General features: G+C 71.3%; 13 protein-coding genes and 2 tRNA genes. 3 read left to right on the top strand and 12 right to left on the bottom strand.

The features are described 5' to 3' along the window. Window positions 1-147: 147 nt before the first annotated feature. From ACFYXB_RS21750 to leuS, 5 genes are all read right to left on the bottom strand, one after another. Window positions 148-2,631, bottom strand: a complete 2,484-nt coding sequence (locus ACFYXB_RS21750; RefSeq protein ID WP_389584754.1) for a ComEC/Rec2 family competence protein — start codon at window positions 2,629-2,631, stop codon at window positions 148-150. Continuing rightward, window positions 2,628-3,725 (bottom strand): helix-hairpin-helix domain-containing protein, encoded by a 1,098-nt coding sequence (locus ACFYXB_RS21745; protein WP_389584751.1) that lies wholly within the window; start codon window positions 3,723-3,725, stop codon window positions 2,628-2,630. The genes ACFYXB_RS21750 and ACFYXB_RS21745 overlap by 4 nt, the downstream gene beginning before the upstream one ends. A gap of 143 nt (window positions 3,726-3,868) precedes the next feature. Then, window positions 3,869-4,714, bottom strand: a complete 846-nt coding sequence (locus ACFYXB_RS21740; RefSeq protein ID WP_389584749.1) for a DegV family protein — start codon at window positions 4,712-4,714, stop codon at window positions 3,869-3,871. A 71-nt stretch (window positions 4,715-4,785) separates the two neighbouring features. After that, window positions 4,786-5,520 carry a hypothetical protein gene (locus tag ACFYXB_RS21735; RefSeq protein WP_389584746.1) on the bottom strand — a complete coding sequence of 245 codons (735 nt, stop codon included), beginning with the start codon at window positions 5,518-5,520 and terminating at the stop codon, window positions 4,786-4,788. A gap of 159 nt (window positions 5,521-5,679) precedes the next feature. Continuing rightward, entirely contained in the window at window positions 5,680-8,577 is a 2,898-nt protein-coding gene (gene leuS / locus ACFYXB_RS21730; protein WP_389584744.1) for a leucine--tRNA ligase, read from the bottom strand. A 492-nt stretch (window positions 8,578-9,069) separates the two neighbouring features. Here leuS and ACFYXB_RS21725 point away from each other — a divergent pair, with 492 nt between their 5' ends. Together ACFYXB_RS21725 and ACFYXB_RS21720 are read left to right on the top strand one after the other, a co-directional pair. Next, window positions 9,070-10,254, top strand: coding sequence for a cytochrome b/b6 domain-containing protein (locus ACFYXB_RS21725; RefSeq protein WP_389584964.1), 1,185 nt, complete (start codon window positions 9,070-9,072; stop codon window positions 10,252-10,254). Then, the gene (locus ACFYXB_RS21720) at window positions 10,251-11,861 is read left to right on the top strand and encodes an NADH-ubiquinone oxidoreductase-F iron-sulfur binding region domain-containing protein (RefSeq protein WP_389584742.1); all 1,611 of its coding nucleotides are present in this window, start codon (window positions 10,251-10,253) and stop codon (window positions 11,859-11,861) included. The genes ACFYXB_RS21725 and ACFYXB_RS21720 overlap by 4 nt, the downstream gene beginning before the upstream one ends. Before the next feature lie 104 nt (window positions 11,862-11,965). Here the strand turns inward: ACFYXB_RS21720 and ACFYXB_RS21715 are convergent. Beyond that, window positions 11,966-12,038: transfer RNA gene (locus ACFYXB_RS21715), tRNA-Ala, on the bottom strand. 123 nt (window positions 12,039-12,161) lie between these two features. Here ACFYXB_RS21715 and ACFYXB_RS21710 point away from each other — a divergent pair. Next, the gene (locus tag ACFYXB_RS21710; RefSeq protein WP_389584739.1) at window positions 12,162-13,361 is read left to right on the top strand and encodes a glycosyltransferase 87 family protein; all 1,200 of its coding nucleotides are present in this window, start codon (window positions 12,162-12,164) and stop codon (window positions 13,359-13,361) included. Here the strand turns inward: ACFYXB_RS21710 and ACFYXB_RS21705 are convergent. From ACFYXB_RS21705 to ACFYXB_RS21680, 6 genes are all read right to left on the bottom strand, one after another. Beyond that, window positions 13,351-13,584, bottom strand: a complete 234-nt coding sequence (locus tag ACFYXB_RS21705; RefSeq protein ID WP_006136074.1) for a hypothetical protein — start codon at window positions 13,582-13,584, stop codon at window positions 13,351-13,353. The two genes, ACFYXB_RS21710 and ACFYXB_RS21705, sit on opposite strands and share 11 nt — an antisense overlap. A 3-nt stretch (window positions 13,585-13,587) precedes the next feature. Beyond that, complete coding sequence (locus ACFYXB_RS21700) at window positions 13,588-13,761, bottom strand: hypothetical protein (protein ID WP_389584736.1); 174 nt, start codon at window positions 13,759-13,761, stop codon at window positions 13,588-13,590. A gap of 367 nt (window positions 13,762-14,128) precedes the next feature. Continuing rightward, a tRNA-Ala gene (locus tag ACFYXB_RS21695) sits at window positions 14,129-14,201 on the bottom strand. 109 nt (window positions 14,202-14,310) lie between these two features. After that, complete coding sequence (locus ACFYXB_RS21690; RefSeq protein ID WP_389584733.1) at window positions 14,311-14,982, bottom strand: histidine phosphatase family protein; 672 nt, start codon at window positions 14,980-14,982, stop codon at window positions 14,311-14,313. After that, the gene (rsfS, locus tag ACFYXB_RS21685; protein WP_351351162.1) at window positions 14,979-15,425 is read right to left on the bottom strand and encodes a ribosome silencing factor; all 447 of its coding nucleotides are present in this window, start codon (window positions 15,423-15,425) and stop codon (window positions 14,979-14,981) included. Before rsfS ends, ACFYXB_RS21690 begins: the two co-directional genes overlap by 4 nt. Window positions 15,426-15,538: 113 nt before the next feature. Continuing rightward, a complete protein-coding gene (locus ACFYXB_RS21680) occupies window positions 15,539-17,230 on the bottom strand; it encodes a LytR C-terminal domain-containing protein (RefSeq protein ID WP_389584729.1) in 1,692 nt (563 codons plus the stop codon). Window positions 17,231-17,245: the final 15 nt, after the last annotated feature.

Genomic DNA, 17,245 nt, shown 5'->3' with positions numbered 1-17,245 from the left:
CCGGTGCGGAAGCTGAACCCTTCCCGCCGGGGCGCTTTTTATGACCTGATCAGGCTACGCGGATAAGTGGCGCCTAGAACGCGTGAGTTCGCCCCGTCGCTGCCCCCTTCCTGCCGCTGAATCCCTGCGCTGACCAGGGCAGATGTGCTAGAACTGGAAGTCGCGAGTCTTCGGGTTGTCCGCCCCGCACGAGATGAGCGCCACCCGCGGCGACACGAGACGTATGAGCCCGGGGTCCTGGTACGCCGACCCGTGGTGGGCGACCTTCAGCACGTCGACACCGCCCAGCGCGGCCGCCGCCGGTGATCTCAACAGCGCCTGCTGGGCCGGGGGTTCCAGGTCCCCGAGCAGCAGCAGCCGCAGTCCTGACGACCGGACGAGCAGCGTGACGCTCGCGTCGTTGGGGCCGTCGGGATCCGGTGCCGGGCGCGCCGGAGGCCACAGCACCTGCCAGGTGAGCGCTCCGGTGCGCCGCCGCTCCCCGGCGACGGCATGGGTGAGCGGAATGTTCCGTTCGGCTGCCTCCCTTCTCACGAACTCGACCTGGTCCGCGGGTTCTTCGAAGTCCGTCGTCTCGATCGCGCCCACCGAGCGGCCCCGCAGCACGCCGGGCAGCCCCGCGACGTGGTCGGCGTGGAAGTGGGTGAGGACGACGAGCGGGATCCTGGTGATGCCGAGTTCGCGCAGGCAGTGGTCGACGAGCGTCGGATCGGGTCCGGCGTCCACGACCACGCCGCTGCCCTCTCCCGCCGCCAGGACCGTCGCGTCGCCCTGTCCCACGTCGCACATCGCATACCGCCAGCCCGGCGGCGGCCAGCCCGTGATCACCCGGGCCAGCGGCGCCGGCCGTAGCACCAGCAGCAGGAGCAGCACCGCACAGGCACCGCACCACCACGGGTGCCGCAGCAGCCGGCGCGCGACGAGTACGACGACCACCGTGACCCCGGCGAGCAGCAGCGCGCCCGTCCAGCTGCCGGGCCAGTCCACTCCCCCACCGGGCAGCGCGGCCCCGGTCCGGGCCACACCCGCGATCCACCCGGCCGGCCAACTCGCGCACCAGGCAAGGGCCTTGGCCAAGGGCATCGCGATCGGCGCCGCGCCCAGCGCCGCGAAGCCCAGCACCGTGGCCGGGGCGACCGCGGCCTCGACCAGCAGATTGCAGGGCACCGCCACCAGGCTCACCCGCGCCGACAGCACGGCGACGACCGGCGCACACACCGCCTGCGCCGCGGCGGCCGCGGCCAGCGCCTCGGCCAACCGTGCGGGCACCCCGCGCCGCCGCAGCGCCGCGCTCCAGCCCGGCGCGAGCACCAGCAGCGCCCCCGTGGCCAGCACCGAGAGCAGGAACCCGTAGCTGCGGGCCAGCCACGGGTCGTACAGCACCAGCAGCAGTACGGCCGTCGCCAGCGCCGGGATCAGGGATCTGCGGCGCCCGGTCGCCAGGGCGAGCAATGCGACGGCTCCGCAGGCCGCGGCGCGCAGCACACTCGGGTCGGGCCGGCACACGACGACGAAGCCGAGCGTCATCGCCCCGGCGAGCAGCGCCGTGGCCCGCAGCGGGATGCCAAGGCGCGGGGCGAGCCCACGGCGCTCGGCGTACCGCGCCAGGCCGGGCGGTCCGACGAGCAGGGCGAGCAGGACCGTGAGATTGCTGCCGGAAACGGCGAGCGTGTGAGCCAGGTCCGTCTCCTTGAACGCCTCGTCCAGCTCGGGCGTGATCCGCGAGGTGTCTCCGACGACCAGCCCGGGAAGCAACGCCCGCGCGTCCGCGGGCAGCCCGTCGGTCGCCACGCGCAGCCCGGCCCGCAGCCGCCCCGCCAGCCGCTGCGGCGCACTCGGCCCGCCCACGACCTCCGGTACCGGTTGCTCCCGCACACGCAGCACGGCCGCACTGCGGTCCCCGTCGGTCATCGTGGGGGCCAGCCTGGCACTCACCCGCAGCCGGGTGGAGGGCAACAGCCCCAGCCAGGCCGAACGCCCGGCCCCGCCGCCGGCCCCGCCGCCCTGCCGCTCGGGTGCCGGGACATCCTCGTCGACGATCATCAGCACCGGCGTCCGCGTGCTCACGGCCGTCCCGTCCGCCTCCTCCACCCGTCGCACCTCGGCGCGGACCAGCACGGCGGCCGGGGCCGCGTGATCGCCTCGTACACGGGGTCTGCTGAGCCAGGGGTCGGAGTCCAGCTCGACCTCCGCGGTCACGGTCGCGTACTCCCGGGCCAGCCCGGGCACCGGCCCGCGCCGCACGTCCGCCCCGTGCAGCCCGGCGGACACCGCGGCCGCGGCGACGCACAGCAGTACGGCGGCGACGGAGGCACGGGGCCAGGTGAGCCAGGCTGAGGGCCGGGTCAACCGGGGCGATGGGGCGAACATTCGCCCTGTCGCACCGCGTCGCGCCCCCAGCAGAATGACGGCCACGATCAGGCACAGCACCGCGATCCCGGTGATCCACAGCGGCGGAACCTCCAGCCCCAGTGCCGCCATGGCCCAGGCCGTCAAGGCGGGCGGTACGAGGCGCAGGTCCGTCGGCCCTTCCTGCCGGGGATGGGCGGCGCCCAGCCGCTTGCCGGAGTCGGCGTGCACCGGACGGCGGGCCGCCTGCGGTTCGAGTGGGGGTACGGTGCGGCGGCTCATGGCCGTACCAAGTCGCGGAGATCGGAGAACCGGCGGTCACCGATGCCGTTGACCTGGCGCAGTTCGTCGACCGAGCGGTAACCACCGTGCTGGGTGCGGTAGTCGATGATGTGCTGGGCCAGCACGGGACCGACTCCGGGCAGTGTGTCGAGTTGGTCCGCGGTGGCCGTGTTGAGGGAGACCGGGGCGGCGGGACCGCCCGCTCCCGCCGTGGAGCCCGCCGTCCCCGAGCCGCTCGTGCCGCCGGGGCCGCGTCCCACCGCCGGTGCGGGACCGCCCACGACGATCTGCTCGCCGTCTACCAGGAACCGGGCGCGGTTGAGGCCCTCGGTGCTGGTGCCCTGCCGTACGCCGCCCGCGGCCCGCAAGGCATCCACGACCCGCGAACCGGCCGGCAATCGATGGATCCCGGGCTTGCGGACCTTCCCGCTGACGTCCACCACGATCTCGGTGCTCGCCGAGCCCGCCCCACTGGGTACTTCGGACACACCGCTCGACGCACGGCCGCCGGAGGCCGACGCCTCGTCCTTCCCTCCCTTGCCACCCTGCCTGTCCTCCCCCAGCCGCTCCTCCGACCGCACCACCTGAGGTGCCCGCACGGCCTGCGTGCGGCCGGCCCAGAAGTGCTGGACGGCGAACACGGCGACCAGGACGAGCAGTGCCGCGAGCGCGACCACGCCCCGCCGCTCCAGCCCGCACCTGGTCTGCAGCCACACCGGCATGCGCTCACGCAGGGCAGTCCCGGCACGCTCCCGCAGACTCGGCGGAGTCGGCCCGTCCGGCGGTGTCGGCCCCTCCGGCAGCACGGCAACCGGTGCCTGCCTCGCCCCGGACGCCGATCCCGTCACCGTCGCCGTACCCGTCACGACCGCCGTCGCCCCACCCGGAGGCCCATGTCCCGACTCCCGCCGCTGCAGGGCGCGTTCGCCGAAGAGCAGTTCCGCGCGGCGGCGCAGCTCCTCCGCCGGGTAGTGCCCCTGGCGGGAGTTACGGCGTACAGGTGTCCGGCGGTGACGGGTACGGCCGTCGGAGGCCGGTCCGCGGCCCGGGCCACTGGTCGCGGTCGCTGTGCGTGAGCGTGATCGAAGTGCCATGCGACGAGGATCGGACATCCCGCCCATTCGCGATGATCTTGCTCAATTTCCGGGGATTACCGCCCAGTTGTGGATAACTCCATCACTCACACGAGTGAACCCACCGACGAAGAACCACCGACGAAATGCCCTGCGTCCCCGCCTCACCGAGGTGAGACGACCGCCCCCAGCAGCCCTGGCCCGGTGTGCGCCCCGATCACAGCGCCGACCTCGCTCACATGCAGGTCGGCGAGGCCCGGTACCCGGGTCCGCAGCCGGTCGGCGAGGGCCGACGCCCGGTCGGGGGCGGCGAGATGGTGGACCGCGATGTCGACCTCGGCGCCGCCCGCCCGTTCGGCCACGATCTCCTCGAGGCGGGCGATCGCCTTCGACGCCGTCCGTACCTTCTCGAGGAGTTCGATGCGGCCACCCTCCAGCTGGAGCAGGGGTTTCACGGCGAGTGCGGACCCCAGCAGGGCCTGCGCGGCGCCGATGCGGCCGCCGCGGCGCAGATAGTCGAGGGTGTCGACGTAGAAGTAGGCGGAGGTGCCCGCGGCCCGCTTCTCCGCCGCCGTGACGGCCTCGTCCACCGTGCCTCCCGCGTCCGCGACCTGCGCCGCGGCGAGCGCGCAGAAGCCGAGGGCCATCGCGACCATGCCGGTGTCCACCACCCGCACCGGCACCGGCGCCTCACGCGCAGCGACGACGGCCGCGTCGTACGTCCCCGACAACTCGGCGGAGAGGTGGAGCGAGACGATGCCGGTGGCGCCGGACTCGGCGACCCTGCGGTAGGTTTCCGCGAACTGCCGCGGGCTCGGGCGGGACGTGGTGACGGGCCGCCGCTTCTGCAGCGCCTGGGCCAGGGCACGGGTCGAGATCTCGGTGCCCTCTTCGAGTGCCCGGTCGCCGAGAACCACGGTCAGGGGAACCGCCGTGATGCTGTGACGCTCCATCGCCCGGGGCGGCAGGTAGGCCGTTGAATCGGTGACGATCGCGACATGGCGGGACATGAGCTGGAGGTTACCTGGCGTAGCGCCCGTGCGGCAGCCCGGCCCCTCTCACCGGGCCGGGACCGGCCGGATCAAGTGGTGCTCTCGGGGCGGGGCTTCTTCTGCCAGGGGTACTGCTGGCGCCGTCCGGGCGGGGTGATGGCGGGCCGGGTGGGTTCCTCGGCGGTGCGGGACTTGGGGGTCTGACGCCAGGTCTGCTGGGTGTGCGATCCGTCGGCCTCCGGGGTCTCGGGCCAGGGCGGCGGCGCCTGTGACGGTTCGGTGCGCTGCCAGTGCCGCAGCGCGCCGGTCTCGACGTGGATCTGGGTGCTCAGCGAGTCCAGGTCGTCGGCGGCGAGATGGTGGGCCCGGTCGCGGGCGGCCCAGCGCAGGGAGTCTGCGGACTTCGTGATGCGTTCGGTGCGGCCGCGCAGCTCGGGCAGCAGGGCGGCGAGGGCCGCCCGGTCCGGCTCGGACTCCAGGCGCTTGAGTTCGTCGTCCAGTTCGTGCCCGTGGACGCTGAGCCGCTGGAAGAGGCCGAGCGACTCTCTCAGCGACTCGTCCTCGGCCACGCCCACGTGCAGCGCGTCCTGGGTGGCCCTCATCGAGGTGCGCAGGCTGAGCCGGAGCTGGGCGATCTCGCCCGCCGGGCCGGTCTGCGCGAAGGACTTGGCGCGCAGGGTGTGGTCCTCCACCGTGCGGCGGGCCTGCGTGATCGTGCGGTCGACGCCGCGCTTGGCGGCGCCGATCACCTTGACCGTGGCGTAGGCGCCCAGGACCACGAAGAGCAGGAAGATCACGGCCAAGACTGCGATCACTGTTTCCACGACTCTCCTCCTAGGGCCTCCCACGACAGGCGCCGCGCCGGTCTTCGCGCTCTTCCGCCTCTCCGCCTCTTCAACCCTAAACGCAACGGGCAGGCCCTGGGTTCCAGAAGAACCCCGAACCTGCCCGTAGGGGACTACCCGGAGGCAGCACCCGGACGCTTACGCCGTGACGATGTTCACCAGCTTCGGCGCCCGCACGATCACCTTGCGGATCCCCGCCCCGTCCAGCGCCGCGACGACCTTCTCGTCGGCCAGTGCCACCTTCTCCAGCTCCTCCTCGGAGATGGCCGGCGAGACCTCCAGGCGGGCCTTGACCTTGCCCTTGATCTGCACGACGCAGGTCACGGTCTCGTCGACGACGTACGCCGGGTCGGCGACCGGGAAGTCCTGGTGGACGACCGAGTCGGTGTGGCCCAGACGGCGCCACAGCTCCTCGGCGATGTGCGGGGCCAGCGGCGCGACCATCAGCACCAGCGGCTCGGCGACCGAGCGCGGCACCGTGCCGCCCGCCTTGGTCAGGTGGTTGTTCAGCTCGGTGACCTTGGCGATGGCGGTGTTGAAGCGCAGGCCCTCCAGGTCCTGACGCACCCCGTCGATCGCCTTGTGCAGGGCGCGCAGCGTCTCCTCGTCGGGCTCGGAGCCGGTGACGGTGACCTCACCGGTCGCCTCGTCGACGATGTTGCGCCACAGCCGCTGCAGCAGCCGGAACTGGCCGACCACCGCGCGCGTGTCCCACGGCCGGGAGACGTCCAGCGGACCCATCGCCATCTCGTACAGGCGCAGGGTGTCGGCACCGTACTCGGCGGCGATCTCGTCCGGAGTGACCGCGTTCTTCAGGGACTTGCCCATCTTGCCCAGCAGGCGGCTGACCTTCTCGCCCTGGTAGTAGTACGCGCCCTCGCGCTCCTCCACCTCGGCGGCCGGCACCGCGATGCCACGGCTGTCGCGGTAGACGAAGGCCTGGATCATGCCCTGGTTGAACAGCTTGTGGAACGGCTCGGCCGACGAGATGTGCCCCAGGTCGTACAGCACCTTGGACCAGAAGCGCGCGTACAGCAGGTGCAGTACGGCGTGCTCGGCGCCGCCGACGTACAGGTCGACACCGCCGTGCGGCTGCCCCACACGCGGGCCCATCCAGTACCGCTCGATCTCCGGGTCGACCAGCTTCTCGTCGTTGTGCGGGTCCAGGTAGCGCAGCTCGTACCAGCAGGAACCGGCCCAGTTGGGCATGGTGTTGGTCTCGCGGCGGTACTTGCGCGGACCACGTCCGTCACCCAGGTCCAGGGTGACGTTCACCCAGTCCTCGTTGCGCGACAGCGGCGTCTCGGGCTCGGTGTCGGCGTCGTCCGGGTCGAAGGTGCGCGGCGAGTAGTCCTCGACCTCGGGCAGCTCCAGGGGCAGCATCGACTCGGGCAGCGCGTGGGCGATGCCGTCCTCGTCGTAGACGATCGGGAAGGGCTCGCCCCAGTAGCGCTGGCGGCTGAACAGCCAGTCACGCAGGCGGAAGTTGACGGTGCCCTCGCCGATGCCCTTGCGCGCCAGCCACTCGGTGATGCGCGCCTTGGCCTCGACGACGCCCAGGCCGTCCAGCTTCACGTCGTCGCCCGCGGAGTTGACGATCTCCGCGTCGTACGAGACGAAGGCGTCGTCCCACGTCGAGGTGTCCGTGCCGCGGCCGTCGGTGGGCTCGACGACGCAGCGGATCGGCAGCTCGAAGGCGCGCGCGAACGCGAAGTCGCGCGTGTCGTGCGCCGGTACAGCCATGATCGCGCCGGTGCCGTAGCCCATCAGGACGTAGTCGGCGATGAAGACCGGGACCTGCTCGCCGTTGACCGGGTTGGCCGCGAACGCTCCGGTGAAGACGCCGGTCTTGTCCTTGGCCTCGGCCTGGCGCTCCACGTCCGACTTGGAGGCGGCCTGCGCGCGGTAGGCGGCGACGGCCTCGGCGGGAGTTGCGTGGCCGTCGGTCCACACCTCGTGGGTGCCTTCCGGCCAGGCGGCCGGGGTGAACTTCTCGACCAGCGGGTGCTCGGGAGCCAGCACCATGTAGGTCGCACCGAACAGGGTGTCCGGGCGCGTCGTGAAGATCGTGATGCGCTCGCCGTCGATCGGGAAGTCGACGCGGGCGCCCTCGGAGCGGCCGATCCAGTTGCGCTGCTGCAGCTTGATGGCCTCGGGCCAGTCCAGCTCCTCCAGATCGTCCAGCAGCCGGTCCGCGTAGGCGGTGATCCGCATGTTCCACTGGCGCAGCTTGGCCTTGAAGACGGGGAAGTTGCCGCGCTCGGAGCGGCCGTCAGCGGTGACCTCCTCGTTGGCCAGCACGGTGCCCAGGCCGGGCGCCCAGTTGACGGGCGCCTCGGACGCGTAGGCCAGGCGGAACTCGCTCAGGACGTCGGCCCGTTCGGCGGCGCTCAGTTCGTTCCACGCGCGCGTGTCACCGTCGACGCCCGGTACGGCACGCTCACCGGACTCGAACTGGGCGATCAGCTCGGAGACGGGGCGGGCCTTCTTCGCCTCGTCGTCGTACCAGGAGTTGAAGATCTGCAGGAAGATCCACTGGGTCCACTTGTAGTACTCCGGGTCGATCGTGGCGAACGACCGGCGCTTGTCGTGGCCCAGGCCCAGCCGGCGCAGCTGGGACTTCATGTTCTCGATGTTGGCCTCGGTGGACACGCGCGGGTGCGTGCCGGTCTGCACGGCGTACTGCTCGGCGGGCAGGCCGAAGGCGTCGAAGCCCAGGGTGTGCAGGACGTTGTGGCCGGTCATGCGCTGGAAGCGGGCGAAGACATCGGTGGCGATGTAGCCCAGGGGGTGACCGACGTGCAGGCCCGCACCGGAGGGGTACGGGAACATGTCCATGATGAACTTCTTGGGCTTGGCTACCAGCTCGGGGTCACCGGCCAGATCGCCCTTCGGGTTCGGCGCGGCATAGGTGCCGTCTGCGTCCCAGAAGTCCTGCCAGCGTGCCTCGATCTCGGCCGCCATGGCGGCCGTGTAGCGGTGCGGCGCGGCCTCCGCCGGGGTTGCGGCGGCGGCAGCGGGGTTCGTCTCGCTCATGATCCTCAAAGCTCCATCGATCGTCTCTGCCTGCGGCTGTGACTTTCAAGAAACGAAAAATCCCCTCGCACAGGAGGGGACGCCGCGCCGATGCCGACCACGTTTCATCCGGTGGTCGGGACTGATCAGCGCGGCCCGCTAAGCAGAAGGCGTACGGCACGCATGGCGTCAGGGTACCGCAGGCCTTGAGCAGGCCGCGACGCACTTCCGTATGCCTGGTCGACACACCCGGTCGGCATGACAAGACAAGGCAAGACGCAGCACGAACTGAACCCCGTTCAAGGGTTACTTCGCGTAACGCCCGCTATGGGACAACGCAACAGCCAGATAGTCCTTTGATAACAACGCAATAACTCAAACCTCGTACTGATCGGTATGACGCCGCTTAGAGTGCCGCAGCGGGACCGCTTTACCGAACCGCTCGGAGTTGCCCCCATGAACCCTCGTCGTAGTAACAGCTCGCTCCCCAAACCGGGCCGGTCGGCCTATGGGATGGCGTCCGCTGTTGTTCTGCTGCTCATACCGGTGGTCGTGCTGTTCGGAGGCAGCCGGCTGCAGGACTTCCTCAACTTCGGTGCCGGCGTCCTGTCCCTGGTCTGCCTCACCTGCTCGGTGATCTGGGGCCTGGTCGCCCAGGACCGGCTCATCCTCAACACGCGCCAGCGGATCGTCGCGCAGGGCATCCACCGGGTGACCGCCGTCGCCTCGATCGCGTTCCTCCTGGTGCACATCACGATCAAGCTGGCGCTCGACCACACCGTCCTCATCGCCGCGCTCGTCCCCTTCAGCCTCGGCGTCAAGGGCAGCGCGGGACTCATCGGCCTCGGTTCCCTGGCCGGACTGCTCATGATCTTCGTGGGTGTCACCGGCGCCCTGCGCAACCAGTTCGCCTCCCCGGCGCCGGTCGCGGCGCGCTGGCGCGCGATGCACATGCTGGCCTACCCGGCCTGGTGCGCGGCGCTGGTCCACGGCCTGTTCGCCGGCCGCCCGGCGAAGACGTTCTTCATGGTGTCGTACGAGCTGTGCCTCGTCGCGGTCGCCGCGGCCCTCGCCCTGCGCGCGGCTCCCCGCCCGTTCAAGCACAAGGTCGCCGACCGGCTCGTCGCGATCCTGGGCACCGAGGAGCGGCCCGGCCGCGAGGAGCTGGACGCGAGCCGGGCCCGGGCGGCGGAGACCGCGTCGCTGCCCGGCTACGAGAACCGGCGTACGGCGAACCCCGCGCGGGACGACGCGACGACGCCCCCGGCACCCGACTACGCAGCCCCCGCGTCCGGCTTCGCCGCCGCCTACCGGGCCGTATCGACACCTCAGCAGCCTTACGCGACCGGCCGCGCGGACCTGCGGGCCACGGAGGCGATGCCACGCGTCGACGGCCCCGCCGGCCCCTCGGGCAACTGGCCGATCCCGTCCCCGCCGCCGGTCGGCGAGGCACCCCCGTCGGCCTACGACCCGCTCCAGGACACCGGATACACCATCCCGGTCTATGGCAATCCGGGCGCCGGTGGGTACGGCGGAAGTGATGTGTACGACACCGGTGAGACGAACACCCTCTACGGGACGTACAACCCGGGTGACACGTACAACAGCGGTCCCGCCACTGAACCATCACCCGGTGCGTCCTTCGACGCACCGGGTTCGGGCGAACCTTGGAACACGCCCTCCGGAGGCTATAGGTGAACGAGGCCCTGCCCGACGTACCGGAAGTCCGCGTGGTCGGACTGCCGCAGCTCACGTCGGGCTTCGACCTTGTCGAACGACTCGATCTGCCCATGCACCTCAAGGTGCACGGGCCGCTCGACCCCCTGGGCGGCGAACAGCTCGCGCAGCTCGCCGAACGCATCAACCTGAAGGGCCGCGGCGGCGCGGGCTTCCCCTTCCACAAGAAGCTGCGCTCGGTCGCCGAAGCGGCGATCAAGCGCGGCGTACGGCCGGTCGTCGTCGTCAACGGAAGCGAGGACGAACCGGCCTGCCGCAAGGACACAGTGCTCATCAACCGTGCCCCGCACCTCATCCTGGACGGCGCGCTGCTGTGCGCCGAGGCCATGGGTGCCCGCACGCTCGTGGTGGGGGTCACCCGTGAGTCGACGCAGCGCTCCATGGAGGCCGCGCTCGCCGAACGCGGCCTCAGCAACAGCCGCAGGTCGGCCCTGCGCGCGTGGGTGCAGCGCAACCCGGTCCGCATGGTCACCGGCGCCGCCGCGTCGCTGATCCGCTCCATCGACGGCGGTCCGGCGATCCCGCCCGGCCGCAAGGTCAGCGCCTCGCAGACCGGCGTCGGCGGGGCGCCCACGCTGCTGTCGAACGCCGAGACGTTCGCCCAGCTGGCGATCGCCGCCCGCATCGGCCCGGAGCGCTACGGCAACACCGGTCTGTACGACGAGCCGGGCACCGTCATGCTCACGGTCTCCGGGGCGGTCGCCCGGCCGATGGTGATCGAGGTTCCCACGGGAGTGCCGCTGCGCTACGTCCTGCAGCTCGCCGGCGCCCCGCCGATGCCACAGGGCGTGCTGACCGGCGGCTACCACGGCAAGTGGATCGACGCGGCCACCGTCAACGAGGCCATCGTCTCCCGCAACTCCCTGGATGCGGTGGGCGGTTCACTGGGCGCCGGCGCCATCCTGCCCATCAGCCAGGACACCTGCCCGCTGGGCGAGTCGCTCAGGGTGGCCCAGTGGCTGGCCGAGGAGAGCGCGGGACAGTGCGGTCCCTGCTACCTCGGACTGCCCGCCGCCGCGCGCGGGATGGAGGACATCCTCAACGGCGGCGGACCGGCCGCTCTGGAGGCGCTCAAGCAGGTCGCCAAGAACGTGAAGCGGCGCGGCGCGTGCTCGCACCCGGACGGCTCCGCGATGTTCCTGGAGTCGACCGTCAAGGCGTTCACCGACGACCTCGCCGCCCATGTCCTCGGAAACGGCTGCGGACGTCCTGTGGAGGGCGTTCTGCCGCTCTTCGAGGGGGGCATGGCACCCGCGGGCATCCCGGGCAGCGGCGAGCCCGAGGACAGCGGCGCCAGCCGCCAGAAGATCTACGTCGACTGGACCCTGTGCCGCGGCCACGGCCTGTGCGCGGACATCCTCCCGGAGGTCTTCCAGCTCGGCGCCGACGGCTTCCCGACCGTCGCCCAGGCGAAGGTGCCGCAGTACGCGGAGGCGAAGGCGCTGCGCGCGGTGCGCCGCTGCCCGGCGCTGGCACTGCGCCTCGAGGAGGACACGCGCGCGCAGGCGCCCTCCCGCAACCTGCCGGTGCTCTCCCAGGGCCGCGGCCGCCGCGCCCTGGGCCGCTGAACACACGGGCGGCGGGTCACCCGGAACGGGGAACCCGCCGCCCGCATACGACGACATACGTCGAAGGCGGACCATCCGTTCGGATGATCCGCCTTCGACTCCTGTGGAGCTAAGGAGAATTGAACTCCTGACCTCCTGCATGCCATGCAGGCGCTCTACCAACTGAGCTATAGCCCCTTGTGTTGTCCCGGCGGGTTCCCCCGATGGCGACGCCAACATTACACGGTCCACCGGGTGCACCACCAAATCGTTTCCGTTCCGCACCGATAAGGGCCGGTACCGCAGCTAGTGTCGGCCCTCATGACCGTGATCGCGTTGTCCAGGACCCACCATCGTGTCCCGGTCGCCCTGGGGGCGTGCCTGTTGTCGTTCGCGGCGTTCTGGGTCGCGCAGCGGGTCGCGCACGTGTCGATGGTCGACCTGATGGTGTACCGGGCCGAGGGAGCGACCGTCCGCGCGGGCGGCGATCTGTACGCGCTGCGCACCACCGCGTTCCGGCTGCCCGCCACCTACCCGCCGTTCGCGGCACTGCTGTTCACGCCGCTGACACTCCTGGACACCGGCCTTCTGCGCACCCTGGCGACCGCCGGGAACCTCGCCCTCCTGGTGGCGTTCGTACGGCTCTCGCTGAAGCTCGTCGGGCACACACGCGTGGCAAGCGTCTGGTGGGTCGCGGCGGCGGCCGTGTGGTGCGAGCCGGTATGGACGACGCTGCGCTACGGGCAGGTCAATCTGCTGCTCGCCGTCCTGGTGCTGTGGGATCTGACACGCCGCTCCCCCGCCGCCGGGGCCCGCTGGGCCGGAGCCGGCCTGGGGCTCGCCGCGGCGGTCAAGCTGACGCCCGCGCTGTTCGTGGTCTTCCTGGCCGCCACCGGTGTCGTGGCGCGGCTCAGGGGCGGCGACGGGGGGCCTTGGCTGCGGCACGCGCGCGGGGCGGCCATCGCGTTCGCCGGGGCGACGCTGTTCGCGGCGGCCGTCCTGCCGTACGACTCGTGGCGCTTCTGGACCCGCATGGTGTTGAGCGCCGACCGGGTGGGGCACGCCGAGGAGACCGCGAATCAGGCCCTGCGCGGCGTTCTGGCGCGGTTGCTGCACTCCCCCGACCCGGGAGCCCTCTGGGCCGCCGCGGCGGCTCTCGTGGCCCTCACGGGGCTCGCCGTGGCGATCGTGGCGGAGCTGCGGGGCCACCGGTGCTGGGCGGTGGCCGTCTGCGCGGTGACGGCTCTGCTGGTCTGCCCGGTGTCGTGGTCGCACCACTGGGTGTGGTGCGTGCCCGTGGTGCTCCTGCTGTGGACCCGCGGCCACCGCGCGGCCGCGGGCGCCACCCTGCTGGTCTTCTGCTCGTACGCCCTGTGGTGGGTGCCGCACGGGCACGGTCGGCCCGAACTGCATCAGAACGGCGTCGCGTTGACGCTGTCGGCCCTCTACGTGGTCACAGGACTGGGCTTCCTGGTGCTCGCCGGACATCGTTGCCGAGGTCCAGCGGGAGTCAAGCCGTGACGAACGAATAGAACCGCTTGAGGGTGCAGTGCTCCTCCAGGAGGCGGCCGTAGATCGGTTCCCCCTCCAGTTCGCGGTACGTCTCGATCGGGTCGCCTTTTATGATCAGCGCCCGCGCGCATTCCTCGCACCAGTACTGGTAGTCGGGGTTGATCGGTTCCATGTCACGGACGATCGGCGTACCACTGCCGCACCAGTCGCACTTTCGCCGGTGTGCACCCATCGATCAGCTCCAGCTGTGGCCGCAGGCCGTGCACACGTAGGAGATTCCGCCGTTGTCGCCGAGTACTTGGGCCACATGTGCGGAACCGCAGGAAGGGCAGCTGAGCCGGGTGGCCGTGTCCCGTATCAACGCCACACCGAGGAGGTGGCCGACCTCCTCGAGGATGCTCGCAGGCATCGCACTCCCTCCCGTCGGGCCGCGCCCCCTTCCGGCCGTCTGATTCTGCCACGGCCGGAGCGCTACGGTCAGCGACGCCTCAGTACCAGTCCGGACACGCTCACCGCGGCCGTCCCGGCCAGTGCCCCCAGGCAGGCCGAGAGCGCCTCCGAAGAGGTATACGCCCCTGGGCCCCAAGTGACTCAAGCACGGCCCGGACGACGAGGAAACAGCCCGGCGCACGGCCCGGACGACGAGGAAACGGCCCGGCGTACGGCCCTGCTGAGGGGGCGTCGGAAGCGGCTGTGGCCGCCGGACGCGATGACGTGGACCGGGCACACAACGAAAAATCCCGCCCTCCGAGGGACGGGATTTCGTGGAGCTTGTGTGGAGCTAAGGAGAATTGAACTCCTGACCTCCTGCATGCCATGCAGGCGCTCTACCAACTGAGCTATAGCCCCTTGCCCACGCGGTGGAGCCGCATGGTGTTTCGCCCCGCTCGGCGGGGCGAACAAGAAGAACTTTAGCCTGCGACCTGCCGGAAAGTGAAATCCGAGGGTGGGGGGGTGCTCAGTCGTCGTCGCCGAGGACCGGCTCCGGGAGGGTGCCGGCGTTGTGCTCGAGGAGGCGCCAGCCGCGGGCGCCCTCGCCGAGGACGGACCAGCAGCAGTTGGAGAGGCCGCCGAGGCTCTCCCAGTGGTGGGCCTCCAGGCCGAGGAGACGCCCGATGGTGGTGCGGATGGTGCCGCCGTGGCTGACCACCACGAGGGTGCCGTCCTCGGGCAGCTTCTCGGCGTGCCGCAGGACGACGGGGGCGGCCCGGTCGGCGACCTCGGTCTCCAGTTCGCCACCGCCGCGGCGGACCGGCTCGCCGCGCTTCCACGCGGTGTACTGCTCGCCGTACCGGCCGATGATCTCCTCGTGCGTCAGCCCCTGCCAGACGCCCGCGTAGGTCTCGCGCAGGCCCTCGTCGCGGGTGATGTCGAGGCCGGTGAGGGCAGCGAGCTCGGCGGCCGTGTCCGCGGCCCGCCTGAGGTCCGAGGAGACGATCGCGTCGGGCTTCAGCGAGGCGAGCAGGCGGGCGGCGCGCCGGGCCTGGCCGACGCCGGTGTCGGCGAGCTCGACGTCCGTGGAGCCCTGGAAGCGGCGCTCCACGTTCCAGGAGGTCTGGCCGTGCCGCCACAGAATGATGCGGCGGCCCCTGCCGGGCCTGCGGTCGGCCACCCCACCGGTGCCGCTCATCGCCACTCCCCGCCCAGTTCGGCGGCGTCCTCGGCGGCCTGCAGCTTGGCGTGCTCCGCGGCCTTGCCGCGGGTGGCCTTGGCGTCGGCCGGCAGCTCGATCTCGGGGCAGTCCTTCCACAGCCGCTCCAGGGCGTAGAAGACGCGCTCCTCGCTGTGCTGGACGTGGACGACGATGTCGACGTAGTCGAGCAGGATCCAGCGGGCCTCGCGGTCGCCCTCGCGGCGCACCGGCTTGGCGCCGAGCTCCTTCGAGAGCCGCTCCTCGATCTCGTCGACGATCGACTTGACCTGGCGGTCGTTGGGCGCGGAGGCCAGCAGGAAGGCGTCCGTGATCGACAGGACGTCGCTGACGTCGTAGGCGATGACGTCGTGGGCGAGCTTGTCGGCGGCCGCCTGAGCGGCGGTGTTGATGAGCTCGAGAGAGCGGTCAGTGGCGGTCACTACGCGGCTTTCCGTCGGCGGTCTTTTGTTGTCAAGGGTCTCACGGACCGCCGGGGGCACCCCAACGTGATGGTCGGATCACCTGGGGTGCCCTGCCGCCGTGGATACGGCCTTCAGGAGCTCGACGGCTTGTAGTCCTGGCCGAGGACCACGGAGACGTCGGCGTTCGAGCCGACCGTGCCCTTCTTCACGGCGCTGTCGGGCAGGCCCAGGGTCTTCGCGACCTCGGTGGCGTTGTCCTTGTCGGCGGCGCCGGAGTACAGCACCTTCGACGTGTACTGGACGGCGGACGCGGTGCCGCCCTCCTGGAAGGAGAAGCCGCCGTTGAGGAGGACCACACGGGCCTTCTCGGTGTTGTCCTTGGCGCCGGTGGCGTTCTGCACGGAGACCCGGACCGCGGAGCCCGCGTCGGGACTCTTGGCGACGCCGCCCAGGATGTCCTTCACCACGCTGGAGCTGGTCTGCGCGCTCAGCGTGCCGTCGGACTGGAGGGGCAGGATCGCCGTCTTGTAGTCGCCGCCCTTGGCGAGGTCGGCGAGCTTGGCCAGGAAGGTGCCGAGGTTCTTGTCGGACAGCGGCGGCTCGATGATCTGCCCCAGCGTCTGCACGGTGACGGTGGCGCCCTGCGCGTCGGAGGACAGCTTGCGCAGCACGCCCTGCATGACCTGGCCGAACCGCTCCAGCTGGGCGTTCTGGGCCTCGCCCGAGGCGCGGTAGGTGGCGTAGCCGACGGCCGCCTTGCCGCTGAGGGTCTGGGCCTTGCCCTTGTGGACGAGGGGTGCGGTGCCCTTCTTCTTCGCGTCGGGGTCGGGCACGTCGGCGTTGGTGTCGATCTCGATGTTGCCGACCAGTTCGACGAGGTTCTGCAGGTAGGGCGTGTCGAGGCGCCAGGTGCCCTCGATGTTCGTGCCGAGGACGGTGTCGAGCTGGTCGCGAGTCCCGGAGGAGCCGTCGTCGTCGACCGACTTGGCGAGGGTGGTGACCGAGCCGTCGTCGCCGCTCAGGGCAAGGGAGTTGGGCAGCAGGACGGTGGTGCCCTGCTGGGTGGTGGTGTTGTCGACGAGCAGCGCCGTGGAGGTGCCGCCCTTCGCGGTGTTGTGCAGGTGGACGACGATCACGTCACGGTTCTGGGCGGCCACGTCGCTCGCGGTGCCGGTCTTGGAGCCGGACTTGGACAGACCGGGCAGCTTCCCGTCGTACCAGAGGTAGCCGACACCGCCGACGGCGACGAGGGCGAGGACGACGAGGAGGGCGGTCAGCCGACTGCGGGCACGGCGGCGGGCCTCCTCGCGGCGCTCGGTGCGGTTCTCGGTGAACTTCAGCCAGTCGATGACGTCTTCGGACTCGGCCTCGGGCTCCTCGACGAAGGCGAACTGCTCGGTGCGGTAGTCCCGTTCGCGGGCGGCCGGGGGTTCGGGCCGCCCGTCCGGGCCGGGCTGCTGCGGGATGTAGGCGGTCTGTTCACCGGCCCGGGGCGGCCTGCCGGCGGGCGGCGTCTGCCCATAGGGGTCGTACGGCGGCACGGTCGGCTGCTGCCCCGTCCCGTAGGGGTCGTAGGACGGCTGGACCTGCGGGTGGCTGCCGGTGTCGTAGCCGTCGTAGGGCGGCGCGGGCGGCCGCACGGTCGGCTGCTGGCCGGTCGCGTACGGGTCGTACCCGTAACCCTGTTCCTGTGCGTACGGGTCGTATGTCCCCTGCGGGGTCTGCTGGGCCGGGATCTGGCGGTACACGGGCCTGCCGTACTCGTCGTAGCCGACGAGCTCGTACTGGTCGCCCGCGTACCCCGGGTCGTATCGGTCGTTCACCGGTGCCCCTCTCGG

Source organism: Streptomyces sp. NPDC002619 (assembly GCF_042889305.1).
Classification (GTDB): Bacteria; Actinomycetota; Actinomycetes; order Streptomycetales; family Streptomycetaceae; genus Streptomyces.
Note: the sequence above shows the minus strand (reverse complement) of the source record. Positions and strands in the feature narration are given on the sequence as shown.

Coding starts and splice junctions, on each gene's coding strand:
- ACFYXB_RS21740 (WP_389584749.1), bottom strand. CDS start 4,714: ATGTCCCGCCATGTCGCGATCGTCACCGATTCAACGGCCTACCTGCCG.
- ACFYXB_RS21705 (WP_006136074.1), bottom strand. CDS start 13,584: ATGGGTGCACACCGGCGAAAGTGCGACTGGTGCGGCAGTGGTACGCCG.
- ACFYXB_RS21750 (WP_389584754.1), bottom strand. CDS start 2,631: ATGAGCCGCCGCACCGTACCCCCACTCGAACCGCAGGCGGCCCGCCGT.
- ACFYXB_RS21700 (WP_389584736.1), bottom strand. CDS start 13,761: ATGCCTGCGAGCATCCTCGAGGAGGTCGGCCACCTCCTCGGTGTGGCG.
- ACFYXB_RS21725 (WP_389584964.1), top strand. CDS start 9,070: ATGGCGTCCGCTGTTGTTCTGCTGCTCATACCGGTGGTCGTGCTGTTC.
- ACFYXB_RS21710 (WP_389584739.1), top strand. CDS start 12,162: ATGACCGTGATCGCGTTGTCCAGGACCCACCATCGTGTCCCGGTCGCC.
- ACFYXB_RS21745 (WP_389584751.1), bottom strand. CDS start 3,725: ATGGCACTTCGATCACGCTCACGCACAGCGACCGCGACCAGTGGCCCG.
- ACFYXB_RS21690 (WP_389584733.1), bottom strand. CDS start 14,982: ATGAGCGGCACCGGTGGGGTGGCCGACCGCAGGCCCGGCAGGGGCCGC.
- leuS (WP_389584744.1), bottom strand. CDS start 8,577: ATGAGCGAGACGAACCCCGCTGCCGCCGCCGCAACCCCGGCGGAGGCC.